Origin of the sequence: Ichthyenterobacterium magnum (assembly GCF_003610635.1) — a bacterium.
Taxonomy (GTDB): Bacteria; Bacteroidota; Bacteroidia; order Flavobacteriales; family Flavobacteriaceae; genus Ichthyenterobacterium; species Ichthyenterobacterium magnum.
The window spans coordinates 274,356-288,391 of the sequence record NZ_RAQJ01000001.1 but is presented as its reverse complement, the minus strand read 5'-3'; the positions used below and the strand labels follow the sequence as shown (position 1 = coordinate 288,391).

The following is a 14,036-nucleotide window of genomic DNA, read 5'->3' as shown; positions in this document are numbered from 1 at the left end:
TGTTGAGATTATGGTTAGGCGTAATTTTTTGTAGGATTACGCTTAATCTTTTTTAATTGCTTCTCGTCGAAAAAAAAAGAACACAAAACCATTAAGTTATATATTCGTAATGCTATTAATCAATTTTTTTAAAAAAGCGTCAGTTAATGTAAGTGTCCCAAAAGGCAAATACAATCTGATGCTTTTTTTATTATTTAAAATGAAAAAACTTGCATTACTTTTAATCCTTCTTTTAAGCTATAGCAATATCTTTTCTCAGAATTTAGATAGTTTACTTACTGTAGCAAATGCAACTAAAAATGACTCTGCTAAAATTAGAATGTATAACAAAATAGGGTTTAGTTATATTTTTAATGATACCGATAAAGCTCTTGAAGTTATTATAAAAGGGAAAAAACTAGCTAAAGAAAAAAAATTCATGTTTGGATTAACAGAGCTTACAAACACACATGGTATCTATATGGATGTTACGGGAAAGTTAGATTCTGCTAAATTCTATTTTACTAAGGCTTTAAAACTTAGCCGAGAACATAAAATCTCAATAATTGAGAGTATGTGCCTTAATAATCTTGGCATGTTTAATTGGAATAATGGTAATTATAATGAAGCACTAAACTACTTTTTTCAGGCATTAAAAATGTATGAAAATATAAATGATGAAAAGTCTGTATCTGTACCATTAAACAATATCGGCTTGATTTATCAAGAAATGAATTTGAGTGAGAAAGCTCTTGATTATCATAAACAAGCATTAGAAATTAGAAAAAAATATAAATTAGAAAAAGACCAAGTTGCTTCATTAAATAATATTGGTATTTGTTATAAAGAATTAGGTCAAATAGACAATGCTATTTCTGTTTATAAAGAAGGATTAAAATTAGCAAAAACTTCAGATAATTTGTTAGACTATTATAGGCTGTTAGATAATTTGGCAAACAGTTATCATATTAATGGAGATTATCTCAAATCAATTGAAATACATTTAAAAGCATTAGATAAACCTGATAATTTTAATGCAGATGAGAAAGGCAATTTAGTAGCATATGCAAATTTAGTGTCTTCATATAATCATATAAATAAGCCTGAAAAAGGATTGTTCTTTGCTAAAAAAGGTTTTGATATTATAAAGAAATATCCAGATTTTGAACACTATTCGGCTGATTTATTTTTGCATGCTGCCGAAAGTAATTATATGCTTGGCAATATTAAAACTGCAAGAACATATATTGATCGATTTGTGGCTATTAAAGACTCACTGTTTTCAGAGCAAAACGCTAAAGCCATTGCAGATTTAGAAGTACAATACGATACAGAAAAAAAAGAAAAGCAAATTTTAATACAACGTGCAGAATTAGCAGAACAAAGTCTAACCATACAAAAGCGCAACTATCAATTATATGGGTTAATTGGCCTTGCTTTAATTTTAGGAATTATAGGTTACTTATTTTATAATCAGCAAAAATTAAAAAATCAGCAACTACAAAAAGAAAATGAACTTAAAGATGCCCTAGTTAAAATAGAAACTCAAAACCGTTTGCAAGAACAACGATTAAGAATATCTAGAGATTTACATGATAATATTGGTGCTCAGCTTACTTTTATTATTTCATCTATAGATAATCTTAAATATGGATTTGAGATTAAAGATGAGCAGCTAACATCTAAATTAGACGCGATTAGCAATTTTGCATCTTCAACTATTTATGAGCTTAGAGACACCATTTGGGCAATGAATAAAAGTGAAATTTCTTTTGAAGACTTACAAGCTAGAATATCAAATTTTATTGATAAAGCAAATAGTATTGATGATGCTATTAATTTTTCGTTTGCTATTGATAATTCGGTTAACTTAAGTAAAGAATTTACGTCTGTTGAAGGGATGAATATTCATCGTGTTTTGCAAGAAGCTATTCATAATAGTATAAAACATGCAGAAGCATCAGAGATAAAGGTTAATGTTAGTCAATATAAAAATGCTTATCATTTTGAAGTTTCAGATAACGGAAAAGGATTTAACCCAAAAACTGTTAAAAAAGGAAACGGATTAAACAATATGCAAAACCGTATTCATGATATAGGCGGCGAGTTTGCTATCACATCAAATGAAACTAGCGGCACTAAAATACGTGTCAAAATATAAATTCATATCTTCATAGATGCTATTAATTCAATTAAAATGAAGAAACTCTTATTTGTTTTCTTGTTTTTAAACTGCTATATCTATGCTCAGGATTCAGCCAGAACTCTTAATGATTCAGCAGTAGATATATATAAAGAAACACCATCTAAAGCGATAGAAATTCTTCAACGCGCTTTAAAAATTGCTGAATTAAATAAAAACAATTTAGAGATTGGAAGATCTAAAAACTACCAAGCTTTAGTTTATAATGATTTAGGCGAGTATGAAAAGGCCTTAGCGTTATCAAAAGAAGCATTATCAATATCTAATGACTCAATTTTAATGGCGTCATCATACAATAATATAGGTAGATGTAATAGGCAATTAGGCAATTATCAAGTTGCATTAGAGAATTATTTAAAAGCATTAACAATCTATGAAGTCAAAAATAATTTAAATGAAAAGGCAAGAGTTATAAACAATATAGGGATGGTTTACAGCTATTTAGGTGTTCCAGAAAAAGCTATAGAGTATCATTTAAAAGCAAAGTCAGTTTTTGAAGAACTTAATGATAGAAAAGGAATATCTGAAGTATACAATAATATTGCCATTATCTATGCTAATGATGGCGATTTAGAAAAAGCGTTAAGCCATTTTAAGCATTCGTTAGCTATTGAAAAAAATCTAAATGATAAAAAAGGAATAGCTGAGTCTGCAAACAATGTTGGAGCCGTTTATTATTATATGCAAAAAATAGATTCGGCTTTAGTATACTTTAACACATCTGTTGATATAGAAAGACGTATTGGTAATTATGCTGGAGTAGGTGCATCATACAATAATATAGCTCAAGTTTTAATAGAGAGTGATAGAGTGGCAGATTCAAAAATTTATATCGATAGCGCTTATTATTATGCCAACCAATCTAAAACAGCTGTTGATATAGAAACAGCTTTATTAAATTATTCGCAATATTATGAAGCAAAAAAAGACACAAAATCTGCACTAAGGTTTTTTAAAGATTACTCAGTTTTTAAAGATAGTACACTTAATATTGAGACAACTAGTAAGATTGCTCAACTAGAAATTGAGTTTGAAACCGAAAAAAAAGAAAAAGAAATTCTTACTCAAAGAGCAGATATAGCAGAAAAAGAGTTAAGTCTTAGTAAGAAAAACTATTACATTTTGGGTTTGCTAGCTTTAGCATTAATACTATCACTTTTAGGTTATTTGTTATACAGTCAACAAAAACTAAAAAACAGGCAATTAAAAAAAGAAAACCAACTAAAAGATGCTTTAGTTAAAATTGAAACGCAAAGTCGTTTGCAAAATCAAAGGCTTAGAATATCTAGAGATTTACACGATAATATTGGCGCACAACTAACATTTATTATTTCGTCATTAGACAATTTAAAATACGGATTTAAACTACCAGAAAAACTAAATGATAAACTCAAAAATATAAGTGAATTTACAACCACAACTATTTATGAGTTGAGAGATACCATTTGGGCAATGAATAAAAGCGAAATAAGCTTTGAAGATTTGCAAACGCGTATTTCAAATTTTATTGATAAAGCCAATATTGCTTCTCATAACATTGCGTTTAATTTTAACGTAAAAGATGACATAATAAAAAATAAACAGTTTACTTCAGTTATTGGAATGAATGTATATAGAATTATACAAGAAGCCTTAAATAATGCTATAAAATATGCTGAAGCTAGTGTTATAAGCGTAAATATTTATGATGCAGAAAGTAAGCTAAATATAGTTGTTGAAGACAACGGAAAAGGTTTTAACCTAAACTTAGTTAGTTTAGGCAATGGGCTTAACAACATAAAGAAAAGAGCTCAAGACATTGGAGCTAGCGTTACAATAAATTCAGAATTAAAAAAAGGAACCAAAATACATTTGTCGATATAAGATATACGGCATTTGCCGTATATGATTTATGTGAAGTAAGTTATACTTTTCTAGTATGAAACATATTTTAATATACAGTAGCTTTATGTTTTTTGCAATACAAATTTCTGCTCAAAACAACACATTTAATGAACAGTTCTGTGATGCGCTTAAAACATTAAGCAAAGAGGTGAAAAAGAAAAGAATTAAAAGAGCTTCTTTTGATGATATAACTGGTAAAATGTCTGGCTTATTTGGTAGTACTAACCAGTTCGTTAATACAAATCATGAATTTATTAAAGATTATCCATTATTTCAAGCAGATTATGGCCTACCTATGAGTGGTGAAAGCAGATTGGTTAATGATTTTAATGTGCTGGTAAATATGTCTTATGTAAATCTTTTAGACAGTGAAACTCAAAAGCAGATTAAAATATATTTGCAAGATTTAAGTACTACAATTAGCGATTGCAACTGCAAGCCAATTAACGATAATAAAGTACCAGTAGAAATAAAAAAGAATAAGTATTATCGTTTAAATTGGGATTGTGGAAAACAAGGTAAAATTGGATTAGTTGTTGATACATTAGAACTAAATGAAGAAGCAACTAGATTTATCTGTTATATGAATTTTGGATACATAAGCTTATATTAGTAATATGAAAATTAAGATAGCTATAGTTGATGATAACACGTTTTTAATTAGTGCAGTAAAAGAAAAACTGTCTTTTTTTGAAGATTTCAGTGTTAAGTTTTCTGCTATGAATGGTTCAGATTTATTAACGCAATTAGAGCATAATCATAATCTAGATTTAATTTTAATGGATATAGAAATGCCAGTTTTAAATGGTATTGAAGCAACACAGATTGTAAAACAAAAATATCCACATATTAAAATTATAATGCTCACTGTTTTTGATAATGATGAAAACATATTTAATGCTATAAAAGCTGGAGCAGATGGTTATTTACTTAAAGAAATTAATGCCCAAGAGCTGCATAACGGAATTTTAGAAACCCTAAATGGAGGTGCAGCAATGAATCCTTCAATAGCACTAAAAACATTAAAATTACTTAGAAATCCTTTGAGTATAGAAAGCCAAAAGGATAAAGAAGATATTAAGCTTACAAATAGAGAAACCGAAGTTTTAGAACATTTAAGTAAAGGATTAAATTATATTAAAATTGCAGAAAACTTAATTCTGTCTACAGGAACGGTAAGAAAACATATAGAAAACATATACAAAAAACTACAAGTACATAGCAAGTTAGAAGCAGTTCAAAAAGCAAAACGCAATAATTTAATTTAGCCTTTTTTTCCAAGTTATAGGTGAAAACCTTAAATTTTATTGCATTTACTTTACTTCTATAAACCTCATTGGGGTGTTTTTGTCATTCCGCACTTGATGCGGAATCTACTTTTGACTTTAATATTAATGGATTCCTGCTTTCTCAGGAATGACATTTTTTTGTTTAAAATTATGAATTTCAAAATCCATAGTGATTTGTTTAACAGCTAACAGCTAACAACTATTTAACTCTTACACTTTTAGGCACTAACTTGGTGTAATCGCCATTGTTTCTAATCACATCGCGTACAATAGAAGATGAAATATACGAAGTACTCGCAGCCGTTAAAAGAAATACAGTTTCTATAGGAGCTAAATCTCTATTGGTGTGCGCAATGGCTTTTTCAAACTCAAAATCTGCAGGATTACGTAAACCTCTTAGTATGAATTCTACATTATTTTTCTGGCAAAAATCGACAGTTAAACCTTTATAAGTTACTACGCTAACTTTTGGTTCATCTTTAAAAGCCTCTTCAATAAAACGCAGACGCTCTTCTAATGAAAACATGTACTTTTTGTCAGCATTAATACCAATAGCTACAATAACTTCGTCAAAAAGCTTTACGCTACGTTTTATAATATCGTAATGGCCTAATGTTATTGGGTCAAAAGATCCAGGGAAAATTGCTCGTTTCATTGAAAACTTATTTTTCATTCTCACGAAAGTGAGAATCTCAATTATCAAATATAATCATTTATTAACTGAATACTGCTACTGTAAAATTGCTTGCTAGCTTAAAGCTTCTTCAATAGCATTACTAAATAACTCTGATAAACTTATGCCTGCTGCAGCTGCTTGTTGCGGTAAAATACTTTCTTTGGTTAATCCAGGAACTGTGTTCATTTCTAATAAATGTGGTTCTCCATCTTTAAAAATATATTCGCTTCTACTAAAGCCTTTCATTTTTAAAATATCATACACTTTTTTTGCAACAACATTAACCTTACGTTCTTGTTCTTTTGTTAATCTTGCAGGCGTGATTTCTTGAGATTCTCCTAAATACTTTGCTTTATAATCAAAAAAATCATTATCACTAACAATTTCAGTAATTGGCAATACTTTAGTGTCGCCTTTATATGTAATAACGCCAACAGAGACTTCGGTTCCATCTAAAAAAGATTCAATGATAATTTCATCATCTTCTTTAAAAGCTACATCAATTGCATGTTGCAATTCTTCGCTTTTATAAACTTTGGTAATACCAAAACTACTACCTGCTTTATTAGCTTTTACAAAACATGGTAAACCTACTTTAGCTATAATAGCTTCTTCATTAATTACATCGCCAAGATTTAGATAATAACTCTCAGCTGTTAAAACTCCATAAGGTTTTAAACTGCTAAGACAATCTCTTTTATTAAAGGTAAGTGCTGCCTGATACATGCCACAACTAGTGTGCGGAATATTTAGTAATTCAAAATAAGCTTGCATAAAACCATCTTCTCCAGGAGATCCATGAATGGCATTAAATACACAGTCGAAAGTTAATCTTTGGTCGTTAACTACAACTGAAAAATCATTTTTATCAATTTTAAATTCATCATTATTAGCATCAACATAAACCCATTTGTCTTTAAAAATGTGAATTCTATAAGCATTATAAATTGCTGGGTCAAGAGACTCATAAACCACGTTTCCACTTTTTAGGGATATTTCATATTCACTAGAATATCCTCCCATGATGATGGCAATATTTTTTTTCATCTTTAGTTTCCGCTAAAGCGGTAATCTTATAAATTAATAACTCGTATAAATCTAAAATCGACAATAAAACGTATCTATTGTTAGTTAAGCTAAAATATCACTTATAACGCAAAAGAAAAAACGCTTACGTTTTTATATATTTGCCTTTTATAACATTTGCTAATGAGTATCATAAAATTTCTAACGAGTAAAACTTTTTTTAAACAAATTGCTATTGCAATTGTTGCCATAGTGGTTTTGTGCTTTTTGGTACTACAGTGGTTAAAGAGTACAACTAACCACGGCGAGTTTGTAAAAGTTCCAGATTTAAAAGGTAAGACTCTTGAAGTTGTTAAAATAGAATTAGACGATAATGATTTACGAATGGAAATTCAAGATTCGGCTAACTTTAATCCAAAATATCCTAAATACTCTGTAATAGAACAGCATCCATTAGCAGGAAGTCAAGTAAAAGAAGACCGTAAAATTTACCTTATTTTAAATCCGTCTGGTTATCGTAAAGTTGCTGTGCCAAATATTGTGCGTCGTACATATCGTCAAGCAAAACCAACATTAGAAGCACTTGGTTTTGAAGTAGGTAAAATAACATATAGTGATGATATTGGTAAGGACGAAGTATTAGCTGTAAAGTTTAATGGCAAATCTATTAAGTCTGGAGATTTACTTCCGTTAACTTCAAAAATAGACCTAGTTTTAGGTAATGGTAAGCGCAAATAGCTCACCAAATTTAATATGACTGATAAATACACACCAATTGAAAGTAATGATGATGACTTGTATGAGCATCATTCTTTTACGGTAGATAAAGGACAAGCTCCACTTCGCATCGATAAATATTTAATGAATCGCATTGAGAATGCTACTCGAAATAAAATTCAAGCAGCAGCAAAAGACGGTAGTATTTATGTAAATGATATTCAGGTAAAACAAAATTATAAGGTCAAGCCTCTAGATAAAATTAGAGTGCTTTTTGAGCATCCACCATTTGAAAATCTATTGGTAGGTGAAGATATTCCGTTAGATATTGTATATCAAGACGATGACCTTTTGGTAGTTAATAAACCAGCAGGAATGGTTGTGCATCCTGGACATGGTAATTATTCAGGGACTTTAATTAATGCGTTAATTCATCATTTTGATAACTTACCTAATAACTCAAGTAATCGTCCTGGATTAGTACACAGAATAGATAAAGACACTAGTGGTTTGTTAGTTGTTGCTAAAACAGAAGAAGCCATGGCACATTTATCTAATCAGTTTGCAAAAAAGACAAGTGAACGTGAGTATGTGGCTATTGTTTGGGGAAATATTGAAGAAGATGAAGGCACTATAGAAGGTAATATTGGTCGTCATCCAAAAAACCGTTTGCAGAATACAGTTTTTTTAGATGATGAAGCAGATAAAGGGAAACCAGCAGTAACTCACTTTAAAGTGTTAGAGCGTTTAGGCTATGTTACTTTAGTCGCTTGTAAATTAGAAACAGGTCGTACACATCAAATTCGTGTACATATGAAACATATTGGTCATACACTTTTTAATGATGAGCGTTATGGAGGCGAGCGTATTTTAAAAGGAACTACATTCACCAAATACAAACAGTTTGTTGAAAATTGCTTTAAAATTTTACCAAGACAAGCCTTGCATGCTAAAACACTAGGGTTTGTGCATCCAAAAACAGGAGAACAACTAAACTTTAAGTCTGAAGTTCCTGATGATATGCAACAGTGTATCGAAAAGTGGAGGCATTATGCCAAACATCAAGATGCATAGATTAATTCTATTTCTTTATAGAAATTAACAGTTTTTATTTATAGTAATTTATTGAATTCTACTTTAAATTTGGAGTATGAAAATTCAAGAAGTTATACTATTCACATCAAATATTCAAAAACAAAAACAGTTTTACAAGCATGTTTTAGAGTTTGAACAATTATTAGATACACCAGAAAAAATTTCATTTAAAGTAGGAGAAAGTGTTTTAACGTTTCAGTATAAAGACACTATAAAACCATCTCATTTAGCATTTAATATTCCTTACAATGCTATTTATGACGCACTTAAATGGTTAAGAGCACGAACAGAAGTTATTGGTAATGCAGAAAATTATGTTTCAGATTTTAGTAACTGGAAAGCCAAAGCCATTTATTTTTATGATGCAGATCATAACATTATTGAATTTATTGCAAGAGAACGTATAGATATAGAAAGTGATGTTGCATTTACACCACGAATTATTTTGTCTATTAGTGAAGTGGCAATTGCAACAACAGCTATAGAGCCTGTATATAAAGCTATAAACAATATAAAGTCAATACCAATTTTTGATGGTAGTTTTGAGCGTTTTTGTGCTTTAGGAAATGATGAAGGTTTGTTTATACTTATTAATAAAACCATTAAAAAATGGTACCCAACAAATGATGAGGCTTTTACCTCAGATTTTATAATTAAAGGCGACTATAACTTTAGTTTTGAAAACGGAAAAATAAAAGAATTGTCGTAATTTAGATAACGAAAAAAGGATTATGAAATGAACCATAACCATTGAGTTGATACAAAACAAAAATGATTATTGGCGAATTACATCTGACCTATAAAAAACAATAGAATTAAACAGATGAAACTTGTATTATCACCAGCAAAATCACTTAATTTTGAAAGTGAATTACCAACCCAAAAAGCAACAGAAGCAGCTTTTTTAACTCAATCTGAAAGGTTAAATAAACTTCTCAAAAAAAAATCTGCAAAGAGTTTATCTAAACTCATGAAAATATCTGATGCTTTAGGGCAACTTAATCACACACGTAATCAAGATTGGTGTTTGCCATTTACTAAAGATAATGCTAGGCAAGCAATTTATGCATTTAGTGGCGATGTATATCGTGGCTTTGATGCGTATACAATTGATGAAAATAAACTAGAAACACTTCAAGATACTGTGCGAATTATTTCTGGTTTATACGGAATATTAAAACCATTAGATTATATACAGCCTTATAGATTAGAAATGGGAACAAAATTTCCTGTAGGAAAAAATAAAAACCTATATGAGTTTTGGAAAAAACAAATCACTCAAGCTTTAAATGAAGAGTTAAAAGATGATGAGCTATTTCTTAACCTAGCCAGTAACGAATATTTTAAAGCAATAGATACTAAGGCTTTAAAAGTGCCAGTGGTAACAGCTAATTTTAAAGACTTAAAAAATGGCGAATACAAAACTATAATGACTTTTGCTAAATTAGCTAGAGGTTATATGGCACGTTATGTAATAGATACCAATGCAAAAACTATTGATGATATAAAAGGCTTTAATTATCAAGGTTATGGGTTTAGTGAGTCTATGTCTACAGAGACAGAATTGGTGTTTGTAAGGTAATCTAGATTTCACCTTAATGTTTTTATAATCTAAAGGTCTTATTTGTTATTTAACTGTCATTCCTGCGAAGCCAGGAATCCATAATTATGTACAAAATTATCCATCAATATTATTTGTATATCCTTACTAACAAAAAGAATGGCACTTTGTATATTGGGGTTTCTAATGATTTAGAGCGTAGAATGTTTGAACATAAAAACAAACTTATTGATGGATTTACAAAACGGTATGGTTTAGATAAATTAATATATTTTGAAACTTATCAATATATTAATGATGCTATTAAGCGAGAGAAAAATATGAAGAAATGGAAACGACAATGGAAAATTGATTTAATAATAAAAGATAATCCAAATTGGAACGATTTGTCTTCAAATTGGTTTAAAAAATAGATTCCTGCTTTCGCAGGAAATCAAAGATTCGGCGTAAGCCAATGACAACATATGTTTTTACACAAACATCCTTACCAGCCATTTATACAAAAAGACACCAAAAAACTTATTGTAGGTACTTTGCCACCTCCAAGATTTAGTACAGGTGATTTACTAGAAAAAGATGTCAATTTTTGTTATGGTAGTTATTACAATTCCTTATGGTTGTTTATAGATAAAATTCATAACCTCGGTTTGCGTTACGATAACTCTCAAGAGGCTATCAAAGAGCGAAAGCAATTTCTAATACAGCATAAAATAGGTGTTTGTGATATTGTAGAAAGCGCAGAACGTGATAAAATTGATGCTTCAGATTTAGGAATGAAACATATTAAACTTCGTGATGTTATTGGTTATATAAAAAAATATCCAAGTATAGAAACACTTTTGTTTACTGGCGGAAACAGTAAAAATGGACCTGAATATTTTTTTAGAAAGCATCTTAAAACCTACAACATAAAACTAGAGTTAGTATCTAATGAAGTGCCAAGGTTGCATCAATTTAAATTGCCTTGTCACACTGAGCGCAGTCGAAGTGTCTCACGTATTATTAAAACAGTATCATTAACATCTGGTTCCGGAGCAGCTAATATAGCAATTGGTAGTATGCCTTTGTACAAACAATTAAAAGCTAAAAATTTAAAATTTAATACGTTTGATTTTAGAGTAATGCAGTATCGTGAGTTTTTTTAGAGGTTTTATTAGCGGTAAACATAAAAAACATATTTGTTTAGATTTATTGCTTAACAAATGTGCACATATTTTTTTTGAGTTTAGTGCAAATGCTCTATGCTTTTTTGCATATTAAGATATGTTCATCTGTGTTGTCACTTGTTTATTTAAGTTAAAACATGTTAATTTGTGAAAAAATTAGTTTCATGCTTCAATCAAGTTTTCTAACAGTCGAACAAGTGGCTGTTAACCTTCAAGTTACTAGACAAACTGTGTCTAAATACATTAGGTCAAATGAACTTAATGCAGTTAAAATAAATAAAAGTTACAGAATTACTATTAGTGATTTTGAGTCTTTTTTAAATAAAAATTCTACAACCAAAGAACCACAAGTTGCTTATTTAAGAAGAACAAAAAATTGTTTTTTGGAATATGTAGATAAGTCAGATGAGTTTGAAATTTTATATGGTGTAGAAAATGGTCAATTTAAGAGCATTGAAAATAACCATAAAAAAGACAATAATAAATTTATATTTGGTGATAATCTATTTGTCCTAAAAAAGTTGTTAGAGACGCATAAAGCGAAAATTGATTTAGTATACATAGATCCACCATTTGGTACAGGTCAAAATTTTAATTCGGTTGATAATGATAATGCATATTCGGATAAATTAATTGATAGTGAATTTCTTGAATTTTTGCGAAAAAGACTTTTTTTATTACGTGAATTATTGTCTGAACAAGGAAGTATTTATTTACATATTGATAAAAAGATTGGTCACTATGTAAAAATAATTATGGATGAGGTTTTTGGTCATAAGAATTTTATAAATGATATAACTAGAATTAAGTGTAACCCTAAAAATTTTGCAAGAAATGCATATGGTAACTATACTGATATGATTTTGTATTATGCCAAAAATAGGGGCAAACAGATTTGGAACGATGTTAAGGAGCAAATGTCAAAACGCAAAAGAGATGAACTCTTTCCAAAGAAGCACCAAAAATTTGGCTACTATACTACAAATCCTATTCACGCACCAGGGAAAACTATTAATGGTGATACAGGAATGGAATGGAAAGGTATTTCGCCGCCCAAAGGTCGGCATTGGCGTTATTCTCGCAAAGTTTTAGATGAACTAGACTCGAAAGGTTTAATAGAATGGTCTAGTACTGGAAACCCTCGAAAGATTGTATTGGCAAAAAACCATAAAGGGTTTAAAATACAAGATTTATGGGAGTTTAAAGATAAAGGAATGTCTTATGTAGATTACCCAACCCAAAAAAATTACGATTTATTAGAACGTATAATTAAAAATTCCTCAAATGAAAACTCTATAGTTCTAGATTGTTTTGCAGGATCTGGTAGCACATTGAAAATAGCCAATTCTTTAGGAAGAGAGTGGATTGGTATTGATAAATCTCCTCACTCATTTAGTGTCATAAAAAATACTTTCCAAGAAGAAAAAATTAAATGTAATTATTATGAATATAATTCTAAAGTCTAAATTAAAGATTCTAGGTATTGAGTTAGTAATAATGCACTAACAATATCATATTCACATTCTTGAACTTGAACACAAGTTTTATCATTAATAATACCGCCATTAGATTTATGTACAGCCCAAGAGAAACCGTCTATAATGCCAACTCGAATAACATTACCTCTTTGGTTTTTGCACAAATCTATAACTTCAATAACTTGCTTGTTTTGATTACCTCCAGGAGAACCAATCCATTTTGCCTCACCAATAACGTAAGTTTCATTTACTTTGGCAACAAGGTCAGGCCGTTTAGCTAAATTTTGATTTAGTTCGTTATTTATAAATGATTTTGCTACAATTTCTGAGGCATCTAAAATAAATATTCCATTTGTTGAATTTCGAAAATCATCTATCTCTAATAAATTGAAGTTGTTTCTTAGCCAATTGGTAAACATTGGTCCCATTTGGGTATTTAGTTTTGGTGCAGATTCTAGCCGGATAACAGTTTCCTCTGCTGTCATTGCGTATAGCGATTCAGCAATTCTTTCAATTTGTTGCGGATTATTAGTTAAACAACCTTGTATATTTTTTATTAGATACCATAATGGTTCATCATATGGGAATTTTATTTCATTTTTAAGAATGTCTATTAATTCTTGTGTTCTTCGTCCTTGATGAGCTGATATAATTCTGCGTCTAAGTTGGCTATCTAATCTTTCAGGTCTTGCTGTTTGTAATGGATAAACTTCAAGTATATTGTCAAGGTAAGGAGTGTTTTCAAAAAGTTCCAAACTTTTAAAAACCCATTCATTTAATTCGTTTCTTTCGTTCTCAATGTCAATTGTTCTATCCATTAAATATTTTTATACAAATATGGTGTTTTGCTTTGGTAAATGGTATACTATCGTTTAGAATATGTGTCGTTTTAATGCTTCGGCAAAAAACTCAGTAACAGACTTATATTCTACGTTAACCAAGCTCGCTAAATTTATTGAGAA

At 29.7% G+C, this 14,036-nt stretch carries 14 protein-coding genes; 11 read left to right on the top strand and 3 right to left on the bottom strand.

The features are described from left to right. Positions 1–199: 199 nt before the first annotated feature. The 4 genes from BXY80_RS01435 to BXY80_RS01420 are packed head-to-tail and all read left to right on the top strand — an operon-like array spanning position 200 to position 5,334. Positions 200–2,140: a tetratricopeptide repeat-containing sensor histidine kinase gene (locus tag BXY80_RS01435; protein ID WP_162843256.1), complete on the top strand. Its 1,941-nt coding sequence runs from the start codon at positions 200–202 to the stop codon at positions 2,138–2,140. A 36-nt stretch (positions 2,141–2,176) separates the two neighbouring features. Beyond that, entirely contained in the window at positions 2,177–4,045 is a 1,869-nt protein-coding gene (locus BXY80_RS01430) for a tetratricopeptide repeat-containing sensor histidine kinase (RefSeq protein WP_120199440.1), read from the top strand. A 55-nt stretch (positions 4,046–4,100) separates the two neighbouring features. After that, positions 4,101–4,679, top strand: a complete 579-nt coding sequence (locus BXY80_RS01425; RefSeq protein WP_147376091.1) for a hypothetical protein — start codon at positions 4,101–4,103, stop codon at positions 4,677–4,679. A gap of 4 nt (positions 4,680–4,683) precedes the next feature. Then, entirely contained in the window at positions 4,684–5,334 is a 651-nt protein-coding gene (locus BXY80_RS01420; RefSeq protein ID WP_120199438.1) for a response regulator, read from the top strand. Between the two features lie 220 nt (positions 5,335–5,554). Here the strand turns inward: BXY80_RS01420 and coaD are convergent, their stop codons facing one another. Beyond that, on the bottom strand, positions 5,555–6,010 hold the full coding sequence (coaD, locus tag BXY80_RS01415; protein WP_120200317.1) for a pantetheine-phosphate adenylyltransferase: 456 nt from the start codon (positions 6,008–6,010) through the stop codon (positions 5,555–5,557). A gap of 93 nt (positions 6,011–6,103) precedes the next feature. Next, positions 6,104–7,078, bottom strand: coding sequence for a D-alanine--D-alanine ligase (locus tag BXY80_RS01410; protein WP_120199437.1), 975 nt, complete (start codon positions 7,076–7,078; stop codon positions 6,104–6,106). 162 nt (positions 7,079–7,240) lie between these two features. On the opposite strand from BXY80_RS01410, the gene BXY80_RS01405 reads away from it, so the two are divergent. From BXY80_RS01405 to BXY80_RS01375, 7 genes are all read left to right on the top strand, one after another. Then, positions 7,241–7,795, top strand: coding sequence for a PASTA domain-containing protein (locus tag BXY80_RS01405; protein WP_120199436.1), 555 nt, complete (start codon positions 7,241–7,243; stop codon positions 7,793–7,795). Between the two features lie 15 nt (positions 7,796–7,810). Beyond that, a complete protein-coding gene (locus BXY80_RS01400; RefSeq protein WP_120199435.1) occupies positions 7,811–8,848 on the top strand; it encodes an RluA family pseudouridine synthase in 1,038 nt (345 codons plus the stop codon). 76 nt (positions 8,849–8,924) lie between these two features. Then, positions 8,925–9,578 carry a VOC family protein gene (locus tag BXY80_RS01395; protein ID WP_120199434.1) on the top strand — a complete coding sequence of 218 codons (654 nt, stop codon included), beginning with the start codon at positions 8,925–8,927 and terminating at the stop codon, positions 9,576–9,578. 114 nt (positions 9,579–9,692) lie between these two features. Beyond that, positions 9,693–10,451 (top strand): peroxide stress protein YaaA, encoded by a 759-nt coding sequence (yaaA, locus tag BXY80_RS01390; protein WP_120199433.1) that lies wholly within the window; start codon positions 9,693–9,695, stop codon positions 10,449–10,451. An 86-nt stretch (positions 10,452–10,537) separates the two neighbouring features. After that, the gene (locus tag BXY80_RS01385; protein WP_120199432.1) at positions 10,538–10,843 is read left to right on the top strand and encodes a GIY-YIG nuclease family protein; all 306 of its coding nucleotides are present in this window, start codon (positions 10,538–10,540) and stop codon (positions 10,841–10,843) included. A 51-nt stretch (positions 10,844–10,894) separates the two neighbouring features. Beyond that, complete coding sequence (locus BXY80_RS01380; protein ID WP_120199431.1) at positions 10,895–11,575, top strand: uracil-DNA glycosylase family protein; 681 nt, start codon at positions 10,895–10,897, stop codon at positions 11,573–11,575. A gap of 185 nt (positions 11,576–11,760) precedes the next feature. Then, positions 11,761–13,062 carry a DNA methyltransferase gene (locus BXY80_RS01375; RefSeq protein WP_162843255.1) on the top strand — a complete coding sequence of 434 codons (1,302 nt, stop codon included), beginning with the start codon at positions 11,761–11,763 and terminating at the stop codon, positions 13,060–13,062. Here the strand turns inward: BXY80_RS01375 and BXY80_RS01370 are convergent. Then, positions 13,059–13,892: a hypothetical protein gene (locus BXY80_RS01370; protein WP_120199429.1), complete on the bottom strand. Its 834-nt coding sequence runs from the start codon at positions 13,890–13,892 to the stop codon at positions 13,059–13,061. The genes BXY80_RS01375 and BXY80_RS01370 overlap by 4 nt on opposite strands. Positions 13,893–14,036: the final 144 nt, after the last annotated feature.